Genomic DNA, 24771 nt, shown 5'->3' with positions numbered 1-24771 from the left:
GCAACACATGTCACGTGCAGTAGGTATCGACCTCGGAACCACCAACTCCGTCGTCTCTGTTCTCGAAGGTGGCGAGCCCACCGTTATTGCCAACGCCGAGGGTGGCCGCACCACGCCGTCGGTCGTTGCGTTCTCCAAGTCCGGCGAGGTCCTGGTCGGCGAAATCGCCAAGCGCCAGGCCGTCAACAACATCGACCGCACCATCGCTTCCGTCAAGCGCCACATGGGCACCGACTGGTCCGTGGCCATCGACGACAAGAAGTACACGGCCCAGGAAATCTCCGCCCGTGTCCTCATGAAGCTGAAGAACGACGCCGAGTCCTACCTCGGCGAAAAGGTCACCGACGCCGTGATCACCGTTCCCGCCTACTTCAACGACGCCGAGCGCCAGGCCACGAAGGAAGCCGGCGAGATCGCCGGCCTGAACGTCCTCCGCATCGTCAACGAGCCCACCGCGGCAGCCCTGGCCTACGGCCTGGACAAGGGCAAGGAAGACGAACTCATCCTGGTCTTCGACCTCGGCGGCGGCACGTTCGACGTCTCCCTGCTGGAAGTCGGCAAGGACGAAGACGACTTCTCCACCATCCAGGTCCGCGCCACCGCCGGTGACAACCGCCTCGGCGGCGACGACTGGGACAACCGCGTCGTTGAGTACCTGCTGAACCAGCTCAAGGTCAAGGGCATCGACCTGTCCAAGGACAAGATCGCCCTGCAGCGCCTCCGCGAAGCAGCCGAGCAGGCCAAGAAGGAACTCTCCTCCTCCAGCAGCACCAACGTCTCGCTGCAGTACCTCTCCGTCACCCCGGACGGCCCGGTCCACCTGGACGAGCAGCTGACCCGCGCCAAGTTCCAGGACCTGACCAAGGACCTGCTCGAGCGCACCAAGAAGCCGTTCCACGACGTCATCAAGGAAGCCGGCATCAAGCTTTCCGACATCGACCACATCGTCCTCGTCGGCGGCTCCACCCGTATGCCCGCCGTCTCCGATCTCGTGAAGGAACTGGCCGGCGGCAAGGAGCCCAACAAGGGCGTCAACCCGGACGAGGTTGTGGCCGTTGGCGCAGCCCTGCAGGCAGGCGTGCTGAAGGGTGAGCGCAAGGACGTCCTGCTGATCGACGTCACCCCGCTGTCGCTGGGCATCGAAACCAAGGGCGGCGTCATGACGCACCTGATCGAGCGCAACACGGCCATCCCCACCAAACGGTCCGAGACCTTCACCACGGCAGACGACAACCAGCCGTCCGTCGCCATCCAGGTCTTCCAGGGCGAGCGTGAGTTCACCCGCGACAACAAGCCGCTGGGCACGTTCGAACTGACCGGCATCGCACCGGCCCCGCGCGGCGTCCCGCAGGTCGAGGTTACCTTCGACATCGACGCCAACGGCATCGTGCACGTTTCGGCGAAGGACAAGGGCACCGGCAAGGAACAGTCCATGACCATCACCGGCGGCACCGCGCTCTCCAAGGAAGACATCGACCGCATGGTCAAGGACGCCGAGGAGCACGCAGCCGAGGACAAGGCGCGCCGCGAGGCCACCGACACCCGGAACACCGCCGAGCAGCTCGCCTACTCCGTGGACAAGCTGATCGCCGACAACGCCGACAAGCTGCCGGAAGAGGTCAAGACCGAGGTCCAGACCGACGTCGACGACCTCAAGAAGGCTCTCGAAGGCACCGACGATGCCGCCGTCAAGACCGCGTTTGAGAAGCTGCAGGCTTCCCAGACCAAGCTCGGCGAAGCCATCTACGCCCAGGCCGGTTCCCCGGACGGCGCCACCGGCGCTGCGGGTGCTGAAGGTGCCCAGGCTGGCGACAGGACGGGTTCTGCTTCCAGCGATGAAGACATCGTCGACGCCGAGATCGTCGACGAAGAAGAGAAGAAGTAAGCATGCCGCATCACGGTAACGAAGAAGAGCACAACTCTTCCCGCGACCAGGGCGGCAAGCGTGACGAGCCGGTCATCCGGGACCACCGCAAGGTGGACCCGGTGACCGGGGAGGCCCGGCACCCGGAGGGCTCCGCTGCGGCGGATTCCGACGGTGATGCCCTCGCCCAGGCTGAGGAGATCCTCAACCAGGTCGAGGTCCCCGCGGAGGACTCCGTGGCTCAGGGCACCGAAGCCGCCGCGGCGGCGGAGCTGAAGAACGACCTGCTCCGCCTGCAGGCCGAGTACGTCAACTACCGCAAGCGCGTTGAACGTGACCGCGCCGTGGCAGGGGAGATGGCCGTCATCGGCGTCCTGAACTCCCTCCTGCCGGTGCTGGACGACGTCGACGCCGCCCGCCAGCACGGTGACCTCGCGGACGGCCCGTTCGCCGCGATCGCCACCAAGCTGGAGAACGCGCTGAAGACGTACGGCCTGACCCGCATCGATGAGACCGGCGTGGAGTTCGATCCGACCATCCACGAGGCCCTCATCCAGCAGCCCGGCGAAGACATCGAGGTTGACACTGTCAGCCAGGTGCTCCGCTCCGGCTACAAGTCAGGTGAACGGGTCCTCCGCGCGGCACAGGTCATCGTGGCAGTACCTGCCTAGCATTACTCCGGTGGTTGAGCTTGTCGAAACCCAGGTTTCGACAAGCTCAACCACCGACCCTTAACTTTTGAAAGGAAACGCCATTGGCTAGCCAGGACTGGGTGGACAAGGACTTCTATAAGATCCTTGGTGTTGCCAAGGACGCTTCCGACGCTGACATTAAGAAGGCTTACCGGAAGCTCGCGCGGCAGTACCACCCTGATACGAACTCCGGGGATGCTGCTGCGGAGAAGAAGTTCAAGGACATCTCCGAGGCTTACTCCGTGTTGTCCGATCCGGACGAGCGGCAGCAGTATGACGCCATCCGGGCCATGGGCGGCGGCGCGCGGTTTGCCCCGCACGGTGCCGGCAGCACGGCGAACGGCGGCTTTGAGGATCTCTTCGGCGGCCTGTTCACCGGTGGCGGCGGCCGCCACTCCGGCGGGTTCAGCACCGCCGGGGGAGTTCCGCCCGAGTTCGCCGACCTGTTCGGCGGCGGTTTCGGCGGGGGGCCGGCCGGTTACCAGCGCGCACCGCAGAAGGGCGCCGACCGGACGGCGAGCACCAGCATTTCCTTCGCCGGGTCCATCCGCGGCACCACCATCGGGCTGCGCGAACCTGACGGCGAGGTCATCGACGTCCGGGTGCCCGCAGGCATCAAGGACGGCCAGAAGGTGCGCGTCCGCGGCAAGGGCCAGTACGGCCCGGCGGGCAACGGCGATCTCCTGGTCACCGTCAACGTCAAGCCCCACGACTTTTACACGCGCGACGGCGACAACCTCCGGATCCACGTGCCCGTCAGCTTCCCGGAAGCTGCTTTGGGCGCCGACATCGAGGTTCCCACAATCGACGGCGAACACGTCCGCGTGCGCGTTCCCGCCGGCACTCCGTCGGGGCGCACGCTCAGGGTGAAGGGCCGCGGCGTGAAGACGTCGAAGGCGACCGGGGACCTGCTGGTGACCATCGACGTCGCCGTACCGCAGAACCTGAGCAAGGAAGCCGAGGAGGCCGTGAAAGCATTCGCAGCAGCCACCACCGGCGCGGACGTCCGCCAGGGCCTGGCAGCCAAGGCCCGGCTTTAGCGACGGGTGCGGGCCGTGGACATTAATTTCGATCAGCCGATCTTCGTCATCTCGGTGGCCGCCGAGCTCGCCGACATGCACCCGCAGACCCTCCGCCAGTACGATCGCCTGGGCATCGTCTCGCCCAGCCGCGCGCCGGGCAAGTCCCGCAGGTACTCCCAGCGGGACGTGAACCGGCTCCGCGAGGTGCAGCGGCTGTCCCACGAGGGTGTTTCGCTCGAGGGCATCAAACGCATCCTTGAACTGGAAAACCAGGTGGCCGCCCTGCAGCACCGGGTGCGCGAACTGACAGACGAACTGGCCCGCCGTCGTGAGCCGCTGGAATCCCGGATCTTCGCCGCCGGCACCGCCGGCGACGTGGTGAGCCTGGCGCGCGGGCAGCGGCCCCGGCCGCGTTCGCAGGCCGTCGTGGTGTGGCGGCCCCGGGGCGACGGCTAAACCTGCCTGGCCGTCCCCATTGCCAGAACCCGGCGCTGTGCCAAAAATAGGTGCAGCGCCGGAACGGGGTCACCAGCCGCAATGCCGCGGTCCCGGCTCCCCGGCAGAAGGGACGCAGGGTCATGACCTACATCAAGGACTTTGACCAGCTGGGACGCAGCGATCTGGACGAAGCTGGCGGAAAGGGCGCCAACCTCGGCGAGCTTGCCCGGGCGGGTTTCCCGGTGCCGCCGGGATTCGTGCTCACCACTGCGGCCTACCAGGACTTCGTCAACGCCAACGGCATCGCCGGCCGCATCCTCGAGCTCGCCGCCCTTCCCGCCGGCGCTTCTAACGACGACTACGAGACCGCCGAGCGGCAGATCCGGGCCCTTTTCGCCGAGAGTACGATGCCCGGCGAGATCGGGGGCGAACTCCGCGCAGCCTACCTGCGGTTGGGCCAGCATATGGCCGCAACCGGCGAAGAGGCCGGCACGCAGTCCAGCGACGCGGCACGGGTGGCCGTGCGCTCCTCGGCCACCGCGGAAGACCTCGCCTCCGCCAGCTTCGCCGGCCAGCAGGATACGTATCTGAACGTCGCCGGGCCAGAAGCCGTCACCGCCGCCGTCGTCGACTGCTGGGCCTCCCTGTGGAATGCCCGCGCCATGGCCTACCGTTCACGGAATGGCTTTGATCCGTCCACGGTGCGCCTCGCCGTCGTGATTCAGGAGATGGTCGACGCCGATGCCGCCGGCGTGCTGTTCACCGCCAATCCCGCCACCGGCCGCCGCGACCAGGCGGTGATCAGCGCCGCCTGGGGACTGGGTGAATCCGTGGTCAGCGGCGCCGTCACCACCGACGACGTTGTGGTGGATTCCGCTACGGGCAAGGTGGCGCAGCGCCGGACGGCGGACAAGAACGTGATGACGGTGCACAGCGGGACCGGCACCGCTGAACAGCCGGTGCCCGAGGAGAAACGGCGGGCACCGGTGCTCGACGACGATGCGGCAGCCTCGCTGGCCCGGCACGGAACTGCCATCGCCAGGCATTTCGGCGTGCCCCAGGACATCGAGTGGGCGCAGGCGGCCGGGGAATTCTTCATCCTCCAGGCACGTCCCATCACCGCGCTGCCCGCGCCCTCGGCTGACGCCCCGACGGAGTGGCCGCTGCCGTACCCGAACGGGATGTACTTCCGTGCCAGCATCGTTGAGCAGCTGCCGGACCCGTTGTCACCGCTGTTCGCGGACCTCATCGACGGCGCCGTGGTGAGGTCCCTGAACGCCCTTCTGGGCGAGGCGTTCGGCAAGAACGTGGTGCGCCCCGGGGACGTCTCCCTGCCCACCGTCAACGGCTACGCGTACTACTACTACAGCAATGCCGGAATGCGGCGGGTCATGGGGCAGTCGCTGACGGCAATGCGGGCACTGGCCAAGGGCAAGGCCAACATGGGAATCAAGGGCTGGCGCGACCACTCGCACCCGAAGTACCGCGGGATCGTGAAGTTCTGGGCGGCCAAACCGCCATCGGACCGTCCGGCCCCCGAACTGCTGGAGGGCATTTCCGCGCTGCTGGACGCCGGCGCTTCCTACTACACGGCCGTGCAGTCCATCATCCCCATCGCCGCAACCAGCGAGATCATGTTGCGGGCCTACTACGACAAGCTCGTCCGGCGGCCCGGCGACCCGTCCGCGGAGGTCCTCCTCCTCGGCTACGACAGCGAGCCCATCCGGGCCGAGAAATCCCTCTACGACCTTGCCGTCTGGACGCGTGAGCGGCCACAGCTTGCAGCCGCCGTCACGGAAGGACCGGGGACCGGCATCGCCGAAGCCCTCCGCAGCGGCACGCCGCCCGCGGGCGCGGACGGGGCCTTGGACCGGGAACTGTGGGAGGAATGGCGTTCACGCCTTCAGCGGCACCTGGACCGTTACGGGCACGCCGTCTACAACCTCGACTTCGTCAACCCCGTGCCGGCCGACGATCCCTCCGCGCTGCTGGAGACCCTGAGGTACTTCGTGCGGGGCCAGGGCAAGGACCCGCACCAGCGCCAGCAGCTCTCTGCCGACCGGCGGGAGGAGCAGGCCCGGCTGATCAGCGCCAGGCTGGGTCCCCGTCGTCGGGCAGTCTTCCGCAGGCTGCTGCGGTGGGCACAGAAAGCGGCGCCCGTCCGTGAGGACGCACTGGCCGACGTCGGACTGGCCTGGCCGCTGATGCGCCGGATGCTGCTCGAACTGGGAGATCGGCTCACGGCCTCGGGCGTCATCGCCGCGCCGGCCGACATTTTCTGGCTCCGGCTCGAGGAACTCCGCAAAGCCATCGACTTTGGCCTGGCCGCGCCCGGCGCAGCGATCACAGGCGCGGAACGGCCGGCGCGGGCGGAGGCCGTTGAGGAGCGCAGAATGCTGTGGCGGGGTCAGCGGAAAGCGGCCGCCCCGCAGCTGCTGCCCGAGAGCCGGTGGATGGAGCGGGCATTCGGCAGCATGATGCCGGCGCGTACGCTCCAGCACGCCGGGGATGTCATCACCGGCGTCGGCGCGAGTTCCGGGCAGGTGAGCGCGCCGGCCCGGGTACTGCACGGGCCTGACGACTTCGCGAGCATGCAGCCCGGCGAGGTGCTGGTGGCACGCATGACAACCCCGGCGTGGACACCGCTGTTTGCGATGGCGTCCGGCGTCGTCACGGATGTTGGCGGCCCGCTGAGCCACAGCTCGATCGTCGCCCGGGAGTACGGCATCCCCGCCGTTCTTGGAACGGGTGTTGCCACCCAGCGCGTGTCCAGCGGGCAGCAGGTCAAGGTCGACGGCGACGCCGGAACCGTTACGCTCGACAGTTCCGGTGCCCCGTAGGATGCGCGGGCCATCGACAGCAGCTGCGGCTGATTGGTGCGCCGGCGTTAGCGGTCCTACGGGGGGGCTGCCCGGCAGCGGGGCTGTCCCACGGCGGTGCGTTTCCAAGCTCCTGCGCGGCCTCTTTCCAACCTCGGGTGGGGTTTGCCACAAAGACCTGGTTGTCCACATAGACCTTTTGCAGCGTCGTTTTTCCCACAGGCCAGTGGCAAGCTCTTCGCATGGATAACGGCACGGCTGCTGCGGAGGCGTTGGAGGCTATTGGTGCCTCTGCCTTGGCGATGGCTGCCAAGCTGCGCGGGGCCGCTGACCCGGGTGCGGATTCGCTGCCGGATCCTGTTGACCCTCTTGGGGAGCAGGCGACTGCCTTCCTGGACGGTCTGACCGGCGTGGCCGGGTTGGAGGCCCGGCTTGCGGCTGTGAAGGTGCAGCTTGCCACCGGATAGGTCACGGCGGACGCGGCTATGGCGGCGCCGGCTGCAGGCCCGCAGGATGCGACCATCCGGCGGATGTCCGTGAGGGCGGAGGTTGCCGGCGCGCTGACCATCAGCGAAGGCGCTGCCGAACGGTTGCTGGTTGAATCGAGCATGCTGGCCACGGAACGGCCCATAACACTTGCCGCCCTGCAGCTGGGCCGCATTTCGTGGCAGCACGCCCGGATCATGTGCGATGAGACCGACGGGCTGTCACCGGAAGCCGTAGCCGCTTTCGAGGCGCATTTCCTGGATCCGGCTGCTCCCAACGCGGCGCGTGGTTGCCCGGCCGGGGAACTGGCACCGGCGAGGTTCCGCGCCAGGGCCCGGTACTGGCGCGAACGGCACCACCAGGACAGCATCGAAAAGCGGCACTCCAAGAGCGTGAAGGACCGGCGGCTGGAATTCCAGCCGGACCGGGACGGCATGGCCTGGATCTCGGCGTACCTGCCCGCGGACCAGGCCGCCGGGATCTGGAACCGCACCACTGCCGGGGCGCGTGCCCTCCAGGGGCCTCACGAAAAACGAACCCTCAGCCAACTCAGGACCGATGTCTTTTCCACCCGGCTGCTCACACCAAGCGACGGGGCCGACACAATAGACGGAACAGACGGTCCCCGGTCGGCTCCGGACACGCAAACTCCCGACCAGCAGCATCCCTGCCGCCAGGCAGTGCAACAGCGGATGATGTGACAACCGGCTCCGACCTCGCTGGAGATCCGCTGGCTGGTGATGTGCCGTCCCCGTCGGCCCAGGTCCTGGTCACGGTGCCGGTGTTCTCGCTGCTCGGCCACACCGACGAACCTGCCACACTCGACGGGTACGGGCCGATTCCGGTCTCCATGGCCCGCCGGCTCGTCGCCAACGGCGCAACATCGTTCTTCCGGGTACTGACCGACCCGCGGGACGGGGCGCCACTGGAGATCGGACGCACCAGCTACCGGCTCACCAAGCCGATGCGCCAATGGATACGCCTCAGAGACGCCAAATGCAGCTTCCCCAACTGCAACAACCACTCCCTCGACAACGACGCCGACCACATCCTCGCCTGGGCCGACGGCGGCGGCACCGGCGTCGCCAATCTTGGCCAGCCCTGCCCCAAACACCACCGACTCAAACACTGTGAGGATTGGAGACCGGTCGGCGCCACCCGGGACCATCCGCCTGGCTGGATCTCGCCTGCTGGTCGTCACTACTCGGCTGAATACCAGGACTGGGAACCACCCGTCTGGCCGAATAACTTTGAGCCGGACAACTTCAATTTGGGCAACTTTGGGCCGGAGGCCTTTGACGCGGAGAGCTTTGAACTGGGCAACTCCGAGCCCGATAGCTTCGAGCCGGACGTAGCCGAGGACCTTGGCCCGCCCCTGCCTCTCGATCCTGTCCTTGAATGGCCCGACTGGCCTCCGCCCGCCGCAGCCTAGGCGGGTGCCGCCGGTTCTGCTGGCTGCTTATCAGCGGCTTTCAGCAAGCCCTGCCGCGCCAGCAGCTTACCGGCGCCAGTCTTCTACTGTGCCAGCTTCCCGGCGTCAGCCTTTCTCCTTCTTCGCCAGCCTTCTTCGCCGTCCGGTTCCTACGGCGTCAGCGTCCGGATCGGGGAGCCGTCCAGCCATGCCGCCACGTCCTCGAGAGCGCCACCGAAGAACGCCCGGTAGCTGGCGTCGGTGACGTATCCCAAGTGTGGCGCCAGCAGGGTGCGAGGAGCGCTAAGGAGAGGATGGCCGGAGGGCAGTGGTTCCTGGTCGAACACGTCGAGTGCCGCACCGCGGATCCATCCTTCATGAAGCGCAGTGACCAGCGCCTGCTGGTCCACCAAAGGACCGCGGGCGGTGTTCACCAGCACGCCGTCGGGCCCGAGCAGCCGCAGTTCACGTTCCCCGACTGTTCCCTCCGAACGCGGCGACAACCGCAAGTGGAGGGACACGACGTCGGACTCCCGGAACAACTCTTCCTTGGTGACCTTCCGGGCGCCTGCCGCCGCAGCCGTTTCCTCGGTCAGGTTCTGGCTCCAGGCCAGCACGTCCATCCCGAAGGCGCGTCCATAGCCGGCGATGCGCGTGCCGATCTTCCCCAGCCCCACGATCCCGAGGGTCTTGCCGGACAGTTCGAAGCCGACGCCGGTCTGCCACCTACCGTCGCGCAGTGCGGTTTCCTCCTGCGTCAGGTTCCGGGCGAAGGCCAGCAGCAGCGCCCAGGTCAGCTCGGGCGCGGCGGTGGGGGAGCCGCCCGTTCCACAGACGGGGATCCCCAGCCCGGATGCTGCCTCCACATCGATCGAGGCATTGGCGGCACCGGTGGTGACCAGCAGTTTCAGCCGGGGCAGCTTTTCGAGGACCCGGCCGGGAAACGGCGTCCGCTCCCGCATGGCAACAATGATGTCAACGTCCTGCAGCGCTTCCACAACGTCGGATTCCGAGGCGAGATGCCGGTCGAAAACGGTGACTGCTACGCCACGCTCTTCGAGGGAGCTCCAGTCGGCGTAGCTGTGGGCCACGTGCTGGTAATCGTCGAGTATCGCGAGCTGGTGCATGCTGTCCTTCTGCCGTGACATGAGGCCGGGCTTAAACGAAAGAGGTAGGAACCCGCCGGAGCGGGCCCCTACCTCCTGAGGCTAGTCGAATGGTGCGGCGGGCGGTTGCCTGGCCGCGCTTAGCCAGCCGGGCAAACTGGCCGGGTGAGCTCAGCTCGCCTTGACGGCCAGCACCGGGCAGGATGCCTCCAGCAAAATCTGCTGGGCCGTGCTGCCCATGATCAGCTTGCCCACCGGGGTCCGCTTCCGGAGGCCGATCACGATGAGGTCGGCCCGGTATTTCTCCGCGGCCTCCAGCACCTCGTTGGCCGCATCGTTGCCGCGGACCGGCTGCAGAACCAGGTGCTCAATCCCCTCCTGGTCCAGCCGCTCCGTCACCTCGTTGATGTCCGCCGCCTGGGCGTACCGCTTGTCCACGATGGCGTCGCCCCGCGAGGAGTTGATGATGACCAGCCGGCTTTGGCTCTTCTGCGCCTCCGTGATGGCCCGGTCCAGGGCTGCTGTGCCCTCGGCCGTGGGAACGTAACCGACGACGATGCTCACGGGTTCTCCTGTCCGTGGTTGGCGTGTGTGGCATCTGAGCGGCGGCGGCCGGCATCGGCACGTCGCACAGCTGCAGGTGCCTCAACAGCGGGTGAAAGATAGGATCCGGCGTCGGGTTCCTCATCCGAGGGTCCGGCAGAGGGTCCATCGGCAGGGCCGCCGGCCATGGCCAGTCCGGCGGGCTGCGGCCGCAGACGGCGCCAGAGCTTGGCCAGGAGCGGCCAGGCCAGGACAACAGCAATGATGATGTAGACGACGACGGCGATCGGCTCGCTCCAGAGGCCGGACACGTCGCCCGCGCTCAGCTGCAGGGTCTTCCGAAGCTGGCCTTCGGCGCGCGGCCCGAGGATGAGGCCGAGGATCAGCGGCAGGACGGGCAGGCCGTAGCGGCGCATCATGAAGCCGAGCGCGCCAAGGACCAGCAGGATCGCCAGGTCGAAGGCCTGCAGGTTCACTGCGTAGGCGCCCAGCGTGGCGAAGAACAGGATGCCGGCGTACAGGTAGGGGCGCGGCAGGCGGAGCAGCTTGGCCCACAGTGGTGCCAACGGCAGGTTGACCAGCAGGAGCAGCGTGTTGCCGATGAAGAGGCTGGCGATCAGCGCCCACACCAGGGGACCTTCGTTCTGGAACAGCAGCGGACCGGGCTGGATGCCGAACTGCACGAACGCGGCCAGCATCACGGCGGCCGTCGCGTTCGTCGGCAGGCCCAGGGCCAGCATCGGGGTCAGCGTGCCGGCGGCGGCGGCGTTGTTGGCAGCTTCGGGCCCGGCAACGCCTTCGATGGCGCCCTTGCCGAACTCCTCAGGGTGCTTGGAGAGCCGCTTCTCCGTGACGTAGGAGAGGAACGTGGGGATCTCGGCGCCGCCGGCCGGCAGCGCGCCGAAAGGGAATCCGAAGGCGGTGCCGCGCAGCCACGGCTTCCAGGACCGCTTCCAGTCCTGCTTGCCCATCCAGGGCCGGCCGACCGGGATGATCTGCAGCGGTGTGCGGCGCAGGTGCGCCGCGACCCAGAGGGCTTCACCGACGGCGAAAATCGCCACCGCGACAACGACGACGTCGAGGCCGTCAGCCAGCAGGGGCTGGCCGAAGGTCAGGCGACGCTGGCCTGTCACGGAGTCGATGCCCACCAGGCCGATGGCCAGGCCGAGGCCGAGGGAAGCAAAGCCGCGCAGCCGGGAGGCACCCAGCACGGCGGTGACCGCCAGCAGGGCGAGCATCATGATGGCGAAGTAGCTCGGCGATCCGAGGCTGACGGCGAACTGGACGACGATCGGCGCGAAGACCACCAAGAGGGTGGTGCCGATGGTGCCGGCCACGAACGAGCCGATGGCCGCCGTCGCGAGGGCCTGGGCGGCTTTGCCCGCCTTGGCCATCTTGTTGCCTTCAATGGCCGTGATCACCGAGGACGATTCGCCGGGGGTGTTGAGCAGGATCGACGTCGTCGAACCGCCGTACATGCCGCCGTAGTAGATGCCCGCGAACATGATGAATGCGCTGGTGGGTTCCAGGACGGTTGTCACGGGAAGCAGCAGGGCCACGGTCATGGCCGGGCCGATGCCGGGCAGCACACCGACGGCGGTGCCCAGCAGGACGCCGATGAAGGCGTACAGGAGGTTCATGGGGGTCAGCGCCGTCGCGAACCCGTCCATGAGTGAGGACCAGATGTCCATCTAGAGAATCCCTTCAAGGAGCCCGGCGGGAAGTGCGATGCCAAGGCCGAGGTAGAAGCCGTAGAAGGTCAGCAGGGACAGCACCAGGGAAATCAGTCCGTCGCGGACGTAGTGGCGGCTTCCGAGGGCCCAGACGCTGCCCCAGAAGAGCACTGTTCCGGAGATGACCCAGCCGGCCCAGTCGATGAGCAGGATGTTGGCGATGAACGCGCCGGCCAGTGGGAGGACGGTCTTCCAATCGGCGGGGTGGGTCAGGTCGACGTCCTCGCCGGCCTCGGCCTCACCGCGTCCGCCGCGCAAGACATTCACTGCCAGCATCACTGCGCAGACCAGCAGGAGAGCTCCCACGATGATGGGCAGTGTCTTGGGGCCGACCGGGTCTGACTGGGAGTAGGGCACAACCAGGCGCGCTGCGTCCAGGAGGACCAGGGCGCCGACCGCCCCGAGCAGGGCTGCAACGCCCAGCTCGGAGCGGCCTTTAAGGCGGGTGGACAGAGAGGTCACGCCAGGCCGAGCTTCGTCAGGACGTCGGCAACGCGCTTGTCCTGGTCGGTCAGGAAGGACTTGAACTCGTCGCCCGTGATGAAGGCGTCGGTCCAGCTGTGCGTCTTCAAGGCTTCCTTCCAGGCGGCCGACTCGTGCATCTTTGACAGCGTGGCGATCAGGGCGTCGCGGTCGGCGTCACTGATGCCGGGAGGGGCCACGATGCCGCGCCAGTTGCTGAAGACCAGGTCGATGCCTGATTCCTTGAGGGTGGGGGCGTCCACGCCTTCCAACCGCTTCTCGCCGCTCGTGGCGAGGACGCGGACATCTCCGGACTTGATCTGCTGCAGGTATTCACCGGCGCCGGAAGCCGCGAAGCCCAGCTTGTTGCCGATGATTGCCGGGAGCAGGTCGCCGCCGCCGTCGTAGGAAACGAAGTTGACCTTGGTGGCGTCGATGCCCACCGCGCCTGCGAGCTGCATGGGCAGGAGGTGGTCCGGGCCGCCCGGCGAGGAGCCGCCGCCGACGCTGACCTTGGACGGGTCCTTCTTCCAGGCGGCCACCAGATCGTCGATGGTCTTGTACGGGGAATCCTTGGACACCATGATGGCGCCGGGCTCTTCGATGAGGCGGGCCAGCGGGGTGGTGTCGGTCAGCTTCGACTCGGACTTGTTGGTGTAGCTGGCGCCGACGACGCCCAGGCCCATGAGCATGGCCAGGTCGCCGTTGCCCTTTTCGTTCACGATGCGGGCCAGGCCAACGGTGCCGCCTGCGCCGGCCAGGTTGAAGACTTCGGTGTTGGGGGCGAGTTTCTCGTCGTCGAGAACCTTCGCGGCGGCACGGGCGGTGGTGTCGTAGCCGCCGCCGGCCGTGTTCGGCACCATGATCCGCAGACCGGTAAGCGGTGCGACGCTGGCTCCGCTCGTGGAGGGGCCGGCGGCAGTCTTGCCGGTAGCTCCGCAGCCGGACGCCATCAGGGCAATGCCTGCGGCTACTGCGGCCACGCGCAGTGCGCTCATTCCGCGCATGTTGTTCCTCTTCTCGTTTTGATCCGTTTGATCGGGGTGCTTCCGATGCTAGGGCCGAACGTGACGGGGCTCACTCTTGTGTAAGCAGAGAAAGTTAAGTTCATTTCGTTCACGTTTCCGCCGCCGCACAGGGCGGCGAACGAAGGGGTTGGCCGGTACCGTGTCAGGTATAGTTCACCCCACCCACGGACCCACAGGAAGAACAGCAGCACATGACTCGACGGCGAGGAATGTCCCTTGCGGGGCAGTATCTTCGGCTGCAACTCCTGATTGTGCTGGCCGTGCTGGTGGCCGTCGTGGCAATCTCGCTCGCCCAGTCGGCCGCGGCATTTGAACGGGTCGAGGGCCGCCGGGCGCTCTCCGCTGCGGAGACGCTGGCAGCGAACCCTGCCGTCCGCAGCCTCCTGCCCGATGCCCAGCCGCAGGGCAGTTCGGTGCTGCCCTCGGTCGCTGAAGCGGTGCGGACGATTTCGGGTTCCTCCCAGGTTGCACTGGCGCGGTCCGACCGGACGGTGGTGACGTCGTCGGACCCGTCCCAGGAGGGCCGCCGGCTGGAACTCGGCGACAGTGCCGTGATGTCCGGCAGGGCCTGGACCGGGGTGGTGGGAACGGGCGCCGCCGAGGCGGTCGCCGCACACGTGCCCGTGCTGGACAACGCCGGAAAAATGGTGGGGATTGCCGTCGTCGGCAGGAACTACCCGTCGGTGCTGGAGCGGCTGGTCGATGCGGTCCCCAACCTGCTGACGTACCTGGGGGTGGCGAGCGTCCTGGGCGTGGCCGGCTCGCTCCTGCTGGCGCGCCGAGTCAAGCGCCAGACGCTGGGCATGGAGCCGGACGAGATCACCGGCCTCGTGGAGAACCGGGAGGCGATGCTGCACGGGCTCAAGGAAGGCGTGGTGGCGCTGGACCCGCAGCAGCGGATCACGGTGGTCAACGACAGTGCGCGGAGCCTGCTGAACCTGCCGCACGACTGCGTGGGCAAGGACCTGGGCAGCCCTGCGGTGCCGCCGGTGCTGCGCGAGGTCCTCACCGAGGACCAGCCGGGCCCGGACCGGCTGGTCCTCGTGGGTGAGAGGCTGGTGGTGCTGAACCGGATGCCGATGCGCTCGCACGGACGGGTGATTGGCTCGGTGACCACCCTGCGCGACCGGACGGAGCTTGCCTCCCTGGAACGTGAACTGGGCACGACGCGGACGGCCACCGACACCCTCCGGGCGCAGGCGCACGAGTTCGCCAACCAGCTGCACACGATCTCCGGCCTGATCCAGATCGGCGAGTATGACGCAGTCGTGCAGTTCGTCAACGGCACCACGTCGAACCGGACCCGCCTGAATGACGAGGTGACCAGCAGGATCGAGGACCCCGCCCTCGCCGCGCTCCTCATCGCCAAGTCGAGCCTCGCCGCTGAGCGCGGGGTGTCCCTGCAGCTCGCGGAGGAATCCCGGCTGGGCAAGGTGGATGAGGAACTGTCCCGTGACCTGACCACCGTGGTGGGCAACCTGGTGGACAACGCACTCGACGCCGTCACCAACACCGCCGAAGCGAAGGTCGAGGTACTGATCGGGGAGGACGACGGCGGCGTGCGGGTTGACGTGCGGGACTCCGGACCGGGGGTCCCGGTGGAGGTCATGGACGACATTTTCCGGCAGGGGTTCAGTACCAAGAATTCGCCCGACGGCGGCCGCGGCTATGGTTTGGCGCTCGCCAGGGTGGTCTGCCAGCGCCGCGGCGGGCGGCTTGCCGTGCGGAACGACCACGGCGCAGTGTTTACGGCAGTGCTGATGCATAAGGGCAACGCCGATGCTTAAAGAGGAGCTGACTTGATCAACGTACTGATCGTCGACGACGACTTCATGGTGGCCAAAGTCCATGCCGGCTTCATCCAGCGCACGCCGGGTTTCGCCGTCGTCGGCGTTGCGCACACCGGCGCGCAGGCAGTGCTGGAGACCGAACGGCTGCAGCCGGACCTGGTGCTGCTGGACATCCACCTGCCGGACATCAACGGCCTGGACCTGATGCACCGGCTGCGGGACGTGGCCCCGGAACTGGACGTGCTGGTGATCAGTGCCGCGCGCGAGGTGGAGACGGTGCGGAAGGCGCTTCGTGGCGGGATCGTGCACTACCTCATCAAGCCGTTCTCCCAGACCGATCTGCAGGAGCGCCTCGAGCACTACCGCACCACCTACCAGAGCCTGGCCTCGTCCAAGGACGTGGCGGAGCAGTCGGACGTCAACCGTGTTTTCGGGCTGGAGCGCGCGGACCGTCCGCTGCCCAAGGGCTGCAGCTCCGAGACGCTTCAGATGGTGGAGAAGGCGCTGCGCGGCGCCGACGGCGACGTGTCGGCCGCCGAGCTGGCGGTGCAGGTGGGGACGTCGCGGGTCAGCGCGAGGCGCTATCTGGAGTACCTCAACGACGAGGGGCTGGTGGATGTGAGCCTCAAGTACGGCGTCGGACGTCCCGAGCGGCGGTACGTGTGGAAGGCGGGGTGACCGGCGTCCCCCGGGCCACAGTCTTCACGAACGCGAGCCTTAGGGCCGCGCCCTGACTTCTTCGATGCCCTGCAGCGCACTGACCGTGACCGCGTCGATATCCGCCGTGCCGTCAACGCGCACCAGCAGGGCGCGGCGGCCGTAGCGTTCGATGACGGGCTCGGTTTCCTGCCGGTACAGCTCCAGCCGGTGGCGGATGACGTCCTCGGTGTCATCGCTTCGCCCCTCGGCCTCGGAGCGGAGCAGCAGCCGCCGGACGATCTCGTCGTCGCCGGCGGCAATTTCCACCACGGCATCGAGGCTGGTCCCAGTGGCGTCCAGGATGGCGTCGAGGTCGTCCATCTGGCTCACGGTGCGCGGGTAGCCGTCCAGGAGGAAGCCGCTCCTCGCGTCGCGTTCCTGCAGTCTCTCCCGCAGCATGGCGGTGGTGAGATTGTCCGGGACGAGGTTGCCGGCGTCGAGAAATTCCTTGATTTCCCGGCCCAGGGGCGAGCCGTTGGCCAGATGGCTGCGGAACATGTCCCCGGTGGAGATCTCCGGGATGTGCAGCTGTCCGCTGAGGCGGCGCGCCTGGGTGCCTTTGCCGGAGCCGGGCGGGCCGATGAGCAGGATGCGGGTCATGCTTTTGGTCCGATCTGCCGAGAAAGCATGCTGCGCCCATTCTCCCGTGCGTCCGCTCCGCCTGCAATGGGTGATCCCGACGGAGGGCTGTTCCCAAGGGCGTTGCCGGCTCCTAGGCTGGGTTCCACCACATCACCGGATACCGCACGCCGGACGCCGCCCACCGGCAAAGGAGACCGCCATGACCACACTGCCGGACCGGCCCCACACCGCGCTGATGGTGCTTGATATGCAGAACGGGGTGGTGGCCGAAGCGCATGGGCGGGACGCCGTGGTGTCCAACATCGCCGTGCTGGTGGACCGGGCCCGCGAAGCAGGGGTCCAGGTGGTCTGGGTGCAGCATTCCGACGGCCGGCTGGAGAGGGGGAGTGAGGCCTGGGAGTACGTGCCTGAGCTGGGGCGCCGCGAGCAGGAGCCGCTGGTTCACAAGTCGTTCAGCGACGCCTTCGAGGGCACCGATCTGGAGCAGGTGCTGGCGGCCGCGGGGGTGGGCCGGCTGCTGGTCGCCGGAGCGCAGACAGACGAATGCATCAGGTCCACCATCCACGGCGCGTTCGTCCGCGGCTACGACGTGACGCTGGTCGGCGACGCCCACACTACGGAGGACCTGACGGAATGGGGTGCTCCTCCGCCGGACCAGGTCATCGCCCACACGAACCTCTACTGGAAATACCACGCAGGGCCTGGCCGGACGGCTGCGGTGGCAGACGCAAAGGACGTCACGTTCAGCGGCTGAACTGACGGGTGGCTGAACTGACGGGTGGTTGAACTGACGGGCGGCTGGGGTGCCGGCTATATTCCGGCGGCGCGCTCCTCCAGGAGTTCCCGCGTGCGCTGGTTCCTGGCCAGCCCGGCCGCCGCAACGAATTCGGAGCGGGCCTCGTCGGTCCGACCGAGCCGGACCAGCAGTTCACCGCGGACGCTGGGCAGCAGATGCGTTCCGCGCAGCGCGCCTCCGGAGGCGAGGCCGTCCACGATCACCAGCGCGGCTGCCGGTCCGGTCGCCATGGACACCGCCACGGCCCGGTTCAGTTCCACTACTGGGCTGGGAGCGATCCTGCCCAGCGCCTCGTAGAGCAGGACAATGCGCTGCCAGTCGGTCTCGTCGACGCTTGGCGCTGTCGAATGGCATTCGGCAATCGCGGCCTGCAGCGCGTAGTTGCCGCGGCCCCGGCCCAGCGCATCGCACCGCCGCAGGGCGGCACGGCCCCGGCCGATCTGCGCCCGGTCCCACCGGGTCCGGTCCTGGTCCGCCAGGAGGACCGGAGAACCGTCCGGAGCAGTGCGGGCAGGGAAGCGGGAGGCCTGGAACTCCATCAGGGCCACCAGTCCGTGGGCCTCGGGCTCGCGGGGAACCAGCCCGGCCAAAATGCGGCCGATCCGCAGGGCCTCCCGGGCCAGGTCGGGTCTGATCCACGCGTATCCCGTGGTGGCGGCATAGCCTTCCGTAAACATCAGATAGACGACGCCGAGGACCGCTCCCAGCCGCGCTCCCCACTCGTTCGGCTCGGGAACCTCGAAGGGCACCTGGGCCGCAGCGAGCGTTTTCTTGGCCCGCACGATGCGCTGCTGCACGGTGGCGACGGGAACCAGGAACAGCCGCGCGATCTCCTCGGTGGTGAGGCCGCCCACTACCCGCAGCGTCAGCGCCATCTGGGCTTCCCGGGCGAGGACCGGATGGCAGGCGGTGAAGACGAGCCGGAGGACGTCGTCCTCCAGCGGAACCCAGGCCACGCCGTCGTCGTCTTCCAGGTCCCGCGCCATGCCCCGGTAACGCTCCCCGAGGCGCTCGGAACGCCGCCATGCGTCGATGGCTTTGCGCTTGGCGACGGCGGTGAGCCAGGCGGCAGGGTTGGCCGGCGTCCCGGATTCCGGCCATTGCACCAGTGCCTCGGCCAGGGCTTCCTGGGCCAGGTCCTCGGCGAAACCGACATCCCGGGTGGCACGGGCGAGGGCCGCGACGATGCGTGCGCCCTCGATGCGCCAGAGGGCATCAAGCCGGCGCCGGACCGCGGCTGCCGCGTCCTGATTCCCCGCCTGCCCGCTCACCGCCTTGCTCCGCTTCCCTTACCGCCGGCTCAGGGCTGGTTCAGCTCCTGGCGCCACACCGCTTCCTTCTTGATGTACTCGTTGTCCGCGAAGTCGGCGAAGTCGTCGGCCTCAGCGATCCGGCGGACTTCAAGTTTCGATCCGGGGCCCAGCGGGCAGCGGCTGGCCCACTCCTTCGCCTCATCCTTGGAAGCCACCTGGACAATCCAGAAGCCGTTGAACAGCTCATGCGTTTCGCCGTAGGGGCCGTCCGTCACCACGGGCGGTTCGTCGGAGAAATCGACCACGAAGGCCGAACCTTCGGACAGGTCGGTCAGGCCCTCTCCGGCGAGCATCACGCCTGCCTTGATGAGCTGCTCGTTGTAGGCACCCATCTGGTTGAGGATCTCCTCGAACGGAACCTGCTTTGACGCTTCGATGGCTTCGTCCGTGGCGCGCATGATGAACATGTACTTCATGGTTCTCTCCTTGCCTTGACGTGGACGCCGTGTGCGTCCGTCTACTATTCCGTCGAACGGGGTTTGCGGAAATCGACAGGCTGCCGGAAGTTTTTTTGCGGGCAGGCTTAGGCGCGCCGGCGGACCTCAATCTGGCCCTCGTTCGTCCTGGCTTCGTAGCTGGGCTGGGGCGTGGTTGCCGGCCCGCGGACTATGTGGCCGTCGTCGAGCCGGAACGTGCTGCCGTGCCAGGGGCAGGTGACGCAGCCGTCGGCGATCGTGCCTTCGTCCAGCGGACCGCCCATGTGGCTGCACACGCTGTCCAGCGCCTGGATTCCGGAGCCGGAGCGGTACAGCAGGACCGAGACCTTCCCGGCATCGACCTTGCGGAGCGCACCGTCCGCGAGCTCGGACTCGGCAAGAACAGGCGTCCACTGCCGGGGTCCTGTCCTGGCTGCCGTCTTGTTGACGTTGACCGCGTTGCCGAACACGAGGTGGCCGCCGAGGAAGCCGCCAAACATCAGCACCCCGAAGCCGGCCAGGCCAAGAACCTTTCCCGCCGGCCGGTTGCCGCAGGCCCGTGCCACGGCCGACGACGAGAACAGGCAGAGCGCCGTGCCGTTGGCGACCGCATGGACGAGTCCCACCCGCCGCGACTTCCCCTGGGTGTCGGACCAGTCGTTGAGGCCTGCGGCAGCGGTTGGAACGGCCGTTGCTATTCCCGCGGCGACCAGAATGTCGGCCGCCGGTTCGGAGACAGGCCCTCCCACGGCGTCGAGGAGTGTTGCCATGGTCCAGGCCCCGATGGGGAAGTCCGTCAGAACCGGATGCAGCGGGTGGCCCAGCGACGTGCCGCTGAGGGTGTTGCGGACAGCCCGCGGCCGGACGGCTTTTCCCACAACCGTGGAGATGGCCGAGGCCACCCCGTCCAGCCGGTCAAAGTGTTCAATGGCATCAACTAGCGCATGCAACGGGTTCATGGCGGACTCCTTCGGCCTGGGGGTCAGGGCAGGTGCTGCACCAGTCTGCATCGCTGTGCACACCATGACAAGGTGCCGGGACGGCAGTCTCCGGTAACGTGATTTCACATGCCGCTGTCATCGCCCCGTATATCCCGCGACCCTGCCGCCCCGGTTTCCGAAGGGCTGGTGAAGCCGGTCATGGCGGGCATCGTGACGGCGCTTGTCGGCTTCACCTCCACCTTCGCCGTGGTCCTCTCCGGCCTCCGCGCCGTGGGGGCCAGCCCCCAGCAGGCGTCGAGCGGCCTCCTGGCCCTGTGCCTGGTGGTCGGGGCCGGGGTGGTGCTCCTCGCCTGGCGGAGCCGGCTTCCGGTGACCCTCGCCTGGTCAACTCCTGGGGCCGCCCTGCTGGCGGTTGCGGGAGTTCCCGACGGCGGGTGGCAGGCCGCCGTCGGCGCCTTCCTGGTGACCGGGGTCCTGATCGCTGTGACCGGGTTGGTGCGGCCCTTGGGCAGACTCATCAGCAGTATCCCGACGCCCCTCGCGCAAGCCATGCTGGCGGGGGTTCTGCTGCCGCTGTGCCTTGCCCCGGTGAAGGCGCTGCAGACCGCTCCGCTGCTGGTGGTTCCGGTCCTTCTGTGCTGGCTGCTGCTGTCAAAGTTCGCGCCACGCTGGTCGGTCCCCGGCGCTCTGGCCGTGGCGCTCGCCGGCATCGTGGTGCGGCTGGCTGCTGACGGCGGGGCCGTGCCGACGGACGGCCTGCTGCCGGGCGTGGAGTGGACCGCACCTTCCTGGTCGCTGGGCGCTGTGGCGGGCATCGCGCTGCCGCTGTACATCGTCACCATGGCGTCCCAGAACGTACCCGGGGTGGCGGTACTGGGGTCCTTCGGGTATCAGGCGCCGTGGCGCGCCTCCATGCTGGTCACCGGCGCCGGAACCCTGCTGGCCGCGCCGTTCGGCGGGCACGCCATCAACCTTGCCGCGCTCAGCGCTGCGCTGGCCGCCGGTGAGGAAGCAGGCGCAGACCGGGGCCGGCGCTGGGTGGCCGGTCTCGTGTCAGGATTCGCGTACCTGCTCCTGGGCGCCTTCTCCGCCGGACTCGCCGCCCTGGTGGCTGCCGCTCCTGCGGGGGTGCTGGAAGCCGTCGCCGGGCTCGCCCTGCTGGGCACACTCGCCGGGTCCGCCGCCTCGGCTCTTGCGGAACCGGGTGAACGGACGGGCGCTGTGGTGACCTTCCTCGTCGCCGCGTCGGGGCTGAGCTTCATGGGTGTCGGGGCGGCGTTCTGGGCCCTGCTTGCGGGCCTCCTGGTCCGGGAGGTTCTCAAGAACCGGAACAAGCCGCACGGCAAAACTGCGGGTTAATTGCTGGCGGCCCGCTGTGTCCTGTGTTCGGCGGCCGGGTAGACGCCAAGGATCCACACCTCGGTGGTGAAGAAGTCCAGTTCCTCCAGGGCCCGGCTGAGCGGCAGGTCCTCGGGGTGCCCTTCGACGTCGACCATGAACATGGTGGCGGCAAACTCGTTGCCCACCATGTAGCTTTCAAGCCGTGTCATGTTCACGCCGTTCGTGGCGAAGCCACCCAGCGCCTTGTAGAGGGCGGAGGGGACGTTCCGCACACGGAACACGAAGCTGGTGACAGCCGGGCCGGGCAGTGCTTCCCGGGCCGGCAGTTCCGTTTCCCGGGCCAGGACCACAAAGCGGGTGGTGTTGGAGGGGTCGTCCTCGACCGCAGAGGCCAGGACTTCCAAGCCGTAGAGTTCGGCAGCGAGCGGCGGTGCGAGGGACAGCTTGGTGGGATCGTTCCATTCGCGCACCTCGCGGGCCGATCCGGCGGTGTCGCCCGCGATCACGGGTTTGAGCCCGGCCTCGCGGATCAGCTTCCGGCACTGGCCCAGGGCATGAATGTGGCTGTGGACCTCGGTGGCACCGTCGATGGTGCTGCCCGGGATGCCGAGCAGGTCGAAGTGGATGGGCAGGAAGAACTCTCCCACGATCTGCAGGCCCGAGTGCGGCAGCAGCAGGTGGATGTCGGCCACCCGGCCTGCGATGGAGTTCTCGATCGGGATCATGGCCAGATCCGTCGCGCCGCTGGACACCAGCTCGAAGGCGTCCTCGAAGCTGGCGCAGGGAACGCTCTCCATGTCCGGGAACATCTGCTTGCAGGCGATATCGGAGTTGGCGCCGGGCTCACCCTGGAACGCAATTTTCTGGGCCATGTTCCGTATGATGTCACGCCCGGCGCCAGCAATTCCAAACGGCGCCGCCCAATGGAAACAGCGCTGCCTGATCCAGGCAGTGCCGCCTGACCTGAACGGTGACTACCTCTTCGCGTAGTCAGTGAACCCCTGCCAGTCGATCACCACGCAGGCTTCATCGCCAACGGTCCAGGCATCATGCCCGGGCGGGATGACCGCGAAGTCGCCGGGCCCGTACTCCATCTCCTCGCCGTCATCCATGACCACCTTCATCCGGCCGGAGACGAAGTATCCCTTGTGGGCCGCCTGGCAACGGTCCGTCTTGGCGATCGGTTTCACGTGCTCTGACCACCGCCAGCCTGCCTCGAACGTGGCCCGGCCCACGCCGCCGCCCTCCATGTGGACCAGCTGGAGCTGGCCCTTGCCGTCCTCAAACGGCCGGGTTTCCTCGGGGGAGTCGAAACTCTTGCGGATTAGACCTGGCATCTTTGCCTCCTGCTGTGGGTGTTCCTGCTTCTGGGATGAACGCTCGGAATGCAGATGTTGCTGCCCGATAGGCACGTTGTAGGCCCGCTTTACTGGCCTGTCAAGGCCCTGCCAGGTCTAGGTGCGGGCCAGCCGCTCGATGTCCTCCCGGAATTCGCTGACCATGGATTCGGTGACCGTTGCCTTTGTCTGGCTGACGGCCTCGAGGTAGCTGCCAGTGGTCAACGTGCCCTCGGCCGGCTGCCCGGCGCCGCCCGCTGACTCCCGCACCGCGACCTCCAGTGCTCGCTGCGACGCCTTCCGCGCAGCGAATTCGATGTCCGCGGGCGAAAAGCGTTCCGTTTTCCGGGCCAGAGCGGCCACATCCACGTGCCGGGCGGCAGCCTCCGGAATGTACTTGGTCCAGATGGCTTCCCGTGCGGCCGGATCGGGCAGCCCGATCGGAATCACGTAGTCGAAGCGTCCGTGCCGCAGGAACGCCGTGTCCAAGGCCCGGATGAAATTGGTGGCGCAGATGAGGATCCGCCCTTCCTGTTCACGGAAGGCGGGAATGATTTTCAGCAGCTCATTCGTGACGCCCTGCAGGGGTGAGGGCGGCTTTCCTCCGCGCTGCGCGGCGATCTCCTCCACCTCATCGATGAAGACAACTGCGTGGTCGAGGTGGGAGATGTCCTGAAAGGTCTGCCGGAGCGCGGCCGCGAGTCCTCTCGGATCCGACGCGAGGCGGGACGGGGAAACCTCGACGAAGGGCCATTCCAGCCGGGAAGCCACAGCCTTCGCGAAGGTGGTCTTACCTGTCCCCGGAGGCCCGAACAGCATGACGGCGCGCGGCGGAACGACGCCGAGGGAGGCGGCAAGATCCGTCCGTGCGAGGGGGAGGATCAGCCGCTGCTCAATGAGTTCCTTCTCCTTGTGCATGCCCGCCATCAACTCCCACAGTCCGCGGGGGAGCACGCGGCCGCCAAGCTGGCTCAGCGGCCCGATCTCCTGGCGCTGGACCGGGACCACGCGCTCATAGTAGAGGAGGCCGTCCTCCACTCCGTACTTGCTGTTGGAAAAGGCTCTGACTGGTGACTCGCTTGAGCGGACCAGCGCGGATATCCGAAGTACCCCGCGGGCCATGAGCCGGGACTCCAGGCCGGCAAGAAGTGCGCTGCCCAGGCCCTGGTCCCGCCAGTCCGCGGCCTGGGCGAGCATGATCACCCAGGCGCGGTCCTCTTCGATGGTGGCCGCGGCGGCGCCGATCAGACGGTCGCCGGCGATGGCCACGACGGCCTGCTGTTCCGTGCAGGCGGCAAGGACCTCGGACAGGCTGTAGACGGCCGGCTTCCCAGGATTCCGGGACTCCTGCCAAACCTCCACCAGCTGGTCAAGGTCCTCCGGGTGGAACTCGCGAAGGCGCCAGGGTTTCATGTGTCCTGTCCGTCGCATGGGTGCAGGCGCGGGGAGGGGCATCAGTCGGTTTCCGGCCCGTTGCAGTAAAAGCAGTAGGCGGAGTCGTCGCACATGTCATTCACTGCGGCGTCATTGCCTGAATTCGTGCGGTAGTCGGTGGCGGTGCGTGTCATGGCAGTCTCGTTCTCTTCCGGGGGTCGTCTCAAAAGTATGAGCCGGAAATCACATGAGATAAAGCGACCTTTTCCGCGCTATACAGGTTAGGAAAACCGTTGATTTTTCCAGGCTGCCAGTAGCGCTCAACGAGGAGCTCTAAGGGGTCTGTGCGTCCTGCTCCAGGAGCCGCCGCAGGGTTCTCAGGGCTGCGAGCGCCCGGTGGCTGACCAGCGCCGGGGAAATGCCGAACTGTGTTGCCGCCTCGGCCACCGTGAGCCGGCCGTAGTGGAGGGCGAGCAGAACGTCGCGCTGCTCCACGTCGAGCATCATCAGGGCCTCGCTGACGCGGGAGGCGGCCGGCTCGCTCTGCGCGTTGACCATGGCAACAGGCTGTCGCCCCG

At 67.6% G+C, this 24771-nt stretch carries 22 protein-coding genes and 1 pseudogene; 10 read left to right on the top strand and 13 right to left on the bottom strand.

Annotated elements, in window-relative coordinates:
* Positions 1–7: 7 nt before the first annotated feature.
* The 6 genes and pseudogenes from dnaK (at position 8) to ACFRAH_RS21605 (ending at position 8753) form a co-directional block, all read left to right on the top strand.
* Complete coding sequence (gene dnaK, locus ACFRAH_RS21630) at positions 8–1885, top strand: molecular chaperone DnaK (RefSeq protein ID WP_377992962.1); 1878 nt, start codon at positions 8–10, stop codon at positions 1883–1885.
* Between the two features lie 2 nt (positions 1886–1887).
* A complete protein-coding gene (locus ACFRAH_RS21625; protein WP_377992961.1) occupies positions 1888–2535 on the top strand; it encodes a nucleotide exchange factor GrpE in 648 nt (215 codons plus the stop codon).
* Between the two features lie 83 nt (positions 2536–2618).
* A complete protein-coding gene (locus tag ACFRAH_RS21620) occupies positions 2619–3596 on the top strand; it encodes a DnaJ C-terminal domain-containing protein (protein WP_377992960.1) in 978 nt (325 codons plus the stop codon).
* Positions 3597–3611: 15 nt separating this feature from the next.
* Entirely contained in the window at positions 3612–4034 is a 423-nt protein-coding gene (locus ACFRAH_RS21615; protein ID WP_377992959.1) for a heat shock protein transcriptional repressor HspR, read from the top strand.
* A 122-nt stretch (positions 4035–4156) separates the two neighbouring features.
* Positions 4157–6856 carry a PEP/pyruvate-binding domain-containing protein gene (locus ACFRAH_RS21610; protein WP_377992958.1) on the top strand — a complete coding sequence of 900 codons (2700 nt, stop codon included), beginning with the start codon at positions 4157–4159 and terminating at the stop codon, positions 6854–6856.
* A gap of 221 nt (positions 6857–7077) precedes the next feature.
* Positions 7078–8753, top strand: a pseudogene (locus tag ACFRAH_RS21605) (DUF222 domain-containing protein).
* Between the two features lie 149 nt (positions 8754–8902).
* On the opposite strand, the gene ACFRAH_RS21600 reads toward ACFRAH_RS21605, so the two are convergent.
* The 5 genes from ACFRAH_RS21600 to ACFRAH_RS21580 all read right to left on the bottom strand — a co-directional run bounded on the left by ACFRAH_RS21600 (position 8903) and on the right by ACFRAH_RS21580 (position 13583).
* Positions 8903–9880, bottom strand: coding sequence for a D-2-hydroxyacid dehydrogenase family protein (locus tag ACFRAH_RS21600; RefSeq protein ID WP_377992957.1), 978 nt, complete (start codon positions 9878–9880; stop codon positions 8903–8905).
* 129 nt (positions 9881–10009) lie between these two features.
* Positions 10010–10402, bottom strand: coding sequence for a universal stress protein (locus ACFRAH_RS21595; RefSeq protein ID WP_377992956.1), 393 nt, complete (start codon positions 10400–10402; stop codon positions 10010–10012).
* Positions 10399–12072 (bottom strand): tripartite tricarboxylate transporter permease, encoded by a 1674-nt coding sequence (locus ACFRAH_RS21590; RefSeq protein ID WP_377992955.1) that lies wholly within the window; start codon positions 12070–12072, stop codon positions 10399–10401. Before ACFRAH_RS21590 ends, ACFRAH_RS21595 begins: the two co-directional genes overlap by 4 nt.
* Entirely contained in the window at positions 12073–12576 is a 504-nt protein-coding gene (locus ACFRAH_RS21585; RefSeq protein ID WP_377992954.1) for a tripartite tricarboxylate transporter TctB family protein, read from the bottom strand.
* Positions 12573–13583 carry a Bug family tripartite tricarboxylate transporter substrate binding protein gene (locus ACFRAH_RS21580; protein ID WP_377992953.1) on the bottom strand — a complete coding sequence of 337 codons (1011 nt, stop codon included), beginning with the start codon at positions 13581–13583 and terminating at the stop codon, positions 12573–12575. Before ACFRAH_RS21580 ends, ACFRAH_RS21585 begins: the two co-directional genes overlap by 4 nt.
* 230 nt (positions 13584–13813) lie before the next feature.
* On the opposite strand from ACFRAH_RS21580, the gene ACFRAH_RS21575 reads away from it, so the two are divergent.
* On the top strand, positions 13814–15391 hold the full coding sequence (locus tag ACFRAH_RS21575; protein ID WP_377992970.1) for an ATP-binding protein: 1578 nt from the start codon (positions 13814–13816) through the stop codon (positions 15389–15391).
* Between the two features lie 12 nt (positions 15392–15403).
* Positions 15404–16072: a response regulator gene (locus tag ACFRAH_RS21570; RefSeq protein WP_377992952.1), complete on the top strand. Its 669-nt coding sequence runs from the start codon at positions 15404–15406 to the stop codon at positions 16070–16072.
* A 39-nt stretch (positions 16073–16111) separates the two neighbouring features.
* Here ACFRAH_RS21570 and ACFRAH_RS21565 read toward each other — a convergent pair whose 3' ends face one another.
* Positions 16112–16693 carry an adenylate kinase gene (locus tag ACFRAH_RS21565; RefSeq protein WP_377992951.1) on the bottom strand — a complete coding sequence of 194 codons (582 nt, stop codon included), beginning with the start codon at positions 16691–16693 and terminating at the stop codon, positions 16112–16114.
* 181 nt (positions 16694–16874) lie between these two features.
* Here ACFRAH_RS21565 and ACFRAH_RS21560 point away from each other — a divergent pair, with 181 nt between their 5' ends.
* Positions 16875–17429 (top strand): isochorismatase family protein, encoded by a 555-nt coding sequence (locus ACFRAH_RS21560; RefSeq protein ID WP_377992950.1) that lies wholly within the window; start codon positions 16875–16877, stop codon positions 17427–17429.
* 56 nt (positions 17430–17485) lie between these two features.
* On the opposite strand, the gene ACFRAH_RS21555 is transcribed toward ACFRAH_RS21560, so the two are convergent.
* From ACFRAH_RS21555 to ACFRAH_RS21545, 3 genes are all read right to left on the bottom strand, one after another.
* Entirely contained in the window at positions 17486–18742 is a 1257-nt protein-coding gene (locus ACFRAH_RS21555) for an RNA polymerase sigma factor (protein ID WP_377992949.1), read from the bottom strand.
* A gap of 29 nt (positions 18743–18771) precedes the next feature.
* On the bottom strand, positions 18772–19200 hold the full coding sequence (locus ACFRAH_RS21550; RefSeq protein ID WP_377992948.1) for a YciI family protein: 429 nt from the start codon (positions 19198–19200) through the stop codon (positions 18772–18774).
* Positions 19201–19307: 107 nt separating this feature from the next.
* Entirely contained in the window at positions 19308–20159 is an 852-nt protein-coding gene (locus ACFRAH_RS21545) for a Rieske 2Fe-2S domain-containing protein (protein WP_377992947.1), read from the bottom strand.
* Positions 20160–20267: 108 nt separating this feature from the next.
* Between ACFRAH_RS21545 and ACFRAH_RS21540 the strand changes: the two genes are divergently transcribed.
* Positions 20268–21500, top strand: coding sequence for a benzoate/H(+) symporter BenE family transporter (locus ACFRAH_RS21540; RefSeq protein WP_377992946.1), 1233 nt, complete (start codon positions 20268–20270; stop codon positions 21498–21500).
* Here ACFRAH_RS21540 and ACFRAH_RS21535 read toward each other — a convergent pair.
* The 4 genes from ACFRAH_RS21535 to ACFRAH_RS21520 form a co-directional block, all read right to left on the bottom strand.
* Positions 21497–22354: a prephenate dehydratase gene (locus ACFRAH_RS21535; RefSeq protein ID WP_377992945.1), complete on the bottom strand. Its 858-nt coding sequence runs from the start codon at positions 22352–22354 to the stop codon at positions 21497–21499. The two genes, ACFRAH_RS21540 and ACFRAH_RS21535, sit on opposite strands and share 4 nt — an antisense overlap.
* A 102-nt stretch (positions 22355–22456) precedes the next feature.
* On the bottom strand, positions 22457–22819 hold the full coding sequence (locus tag ACFRAH_RS21530) for a cupin domain-containing protein (protein ID WP_377992944.1): 363 nt from the start codon (positions 22817–22819) through the stop codon (positions 22457–22459).
* Between the two features lie 117 nt (positions 22820–22936).
* Positions 22937–24232 (bottom strand): ATP-binding protein, encoded by a 1296-nt coding sequence (locus tag ACFRAH_RS21525; RefSeq protein ID WP_377992943.1) that lies wholly within the window; start codon positions 24230–24232, stop codon positions 22937–22939.
* A gap of 294 nt (positions 24233–24526) precedes the next feature.
* Positions 24527–24751: a sigma factor-like helix-turn-helix DNA-binding protein gene (locus tag ACFRAH_RS21520; protein ID WP_377992942.1), complete on the bottom strand. Its 225-nt coding sequence runs from the start codon at positions 24749–24751 to the stop codon at positions 24527–24529.
* Positions 24752–24771: the final 20 nt, after the last annotated feature.

The sequence above is a fragment of the Arthrobacter sp. NPDC056727 genome, from assembly GCF_042790555.1.
Lineage (GTDB): Bacteria > Actinomycetota > Actinomycetes > Actinomycetales > Micrococcaceae > Arthrobacter.
This window is presented reverse-complemented; position numbering and strand designations above follow the sequence as displayed.

What these genes read in the sequence shown, in the direction of transcription:
- dnaK (WP_377992962.1), top strand. Translation starts at nt 8, where the DNA reads ATGTCACGTGCAGTAGGTATCGACCTCGGAACCACCAACTCCGTCGTC.
- ACFRAH_RS21625 (WP_377992961.1), top strand. Translation starts at nt 1,888, where the DNA reads ATGCCGCATCACGGTAACGAAGAAGAGCACAACTCTTCCCGCGACCAG.
- ACFRAH_RS21610 (WP_377992958.1), top strand. Translation starts at nt 4,157, where the DNA reads ATGACCTACATCAAGGACTTTGACCAGCTGGGACGCAGCGATCTGGAC.
- ACFRAH_RS21600 (WP_377992957.1), bottom strand. Translation starts at nt 9,880, where the DNA reads ATGTCACGGCAGAAGGACAGCATGCACCAGCTCGCGATACTCGACGAT.
- ACFRAH_RS21590 (WP_377992955.1), bottom strand. Translation starts at nt 12,072, where the DNA reads ATGGACATCTGGTCCTCACTCATGGACGGGTTCGCGACGGCGCTGACC.
- ACFRAH_RS21580 (WP_377992953.1), bottom strand. Translation starts at nt 13,583, where the DNA reads ATGCGCGGAATGAGCGCACTGCGCGTGGCCGCAGTAGCCGCAGGCATT.
- ACFRAH_RS21575 (WP_377992970.1), top strand. Translation starts at nt 13,814, where the DNA reads ATGTCCCTTGCGGGGCAGTATCTTCGGCTGCAACTCCTGATTGTGCTG.
- ACFRAH_RS21565 (WP_377992951.1), bottom strand. Translation starts at nt 16,693, where the DNA reads ATGACCCGCATCCTGCTCATCGGCCCGCCCGGCTCCGGCAAAGGCACC.
- ACFRAH_RS21560 (WP_377992950.1), top strand. Translation starts at nt 16,875, where the DNA reads ATGACCACACTGCCGGACCGGCCCCACACCGCGCTGATGGTGCTTGAT.
- ACFRAH_RS21550 (WP_377992948.1), bottom strand. Translation starts at nt 19,200, where the DNA reads ATGAAGTACATGTTCATCATGCGCGCCACGGACGAAGCCATCGAAGCG.
- ACFRAH_RS21545 (WP_377992947.1), bottom strand. Translation starts at nt 20,159, where the DNA reads ATGAACCCGTTGCATGCGCTAGTTGATGCCATTGAACACTTTGACCGG.
- ACFRAH_RS21540 (WP_377992946.1), top strand. Translation starts at nt 20,268, where the DNA reads ATGCCGCTGTCATCGCCCCGTATATCCCGCGACCCTGCCGCCCCGGTT.
- ACFRAH_RS21535 (WP_377992945.1), bottom strand. Translation starts at nt 22,354, where the DNA reads ATGGCCCAGAAAATTGCGTTCCAGGGTGAGCCCGGCGCCAACTCCGAT.
- ACFRAH_RS21530 (WP_377992944.1), bottom strand. Translation starts at nt 22,819, where the DNA reads ATGCCAGGTCTAATCCGCAAGAGTTTCGACTCCCCCGAGGAAACCCGG.
- ACFRAH_RS21525 (WP_377992943.1), bottom strand. Translation starts at nt 24,232, where the DNA reads ATGAAACCCTGGCGCCTTCGCGAGTTCCACCCGGAGGACCTTGACCAG.
- ACFRAH_RS21520 (WP_377992942.1), bottom strand. Translation starts at nt 24,751, where the DNA reads ATGGTCAACGCGCAGAGCGAGCCGGCCGCCTCCCGCGTCAGCGAGGCC.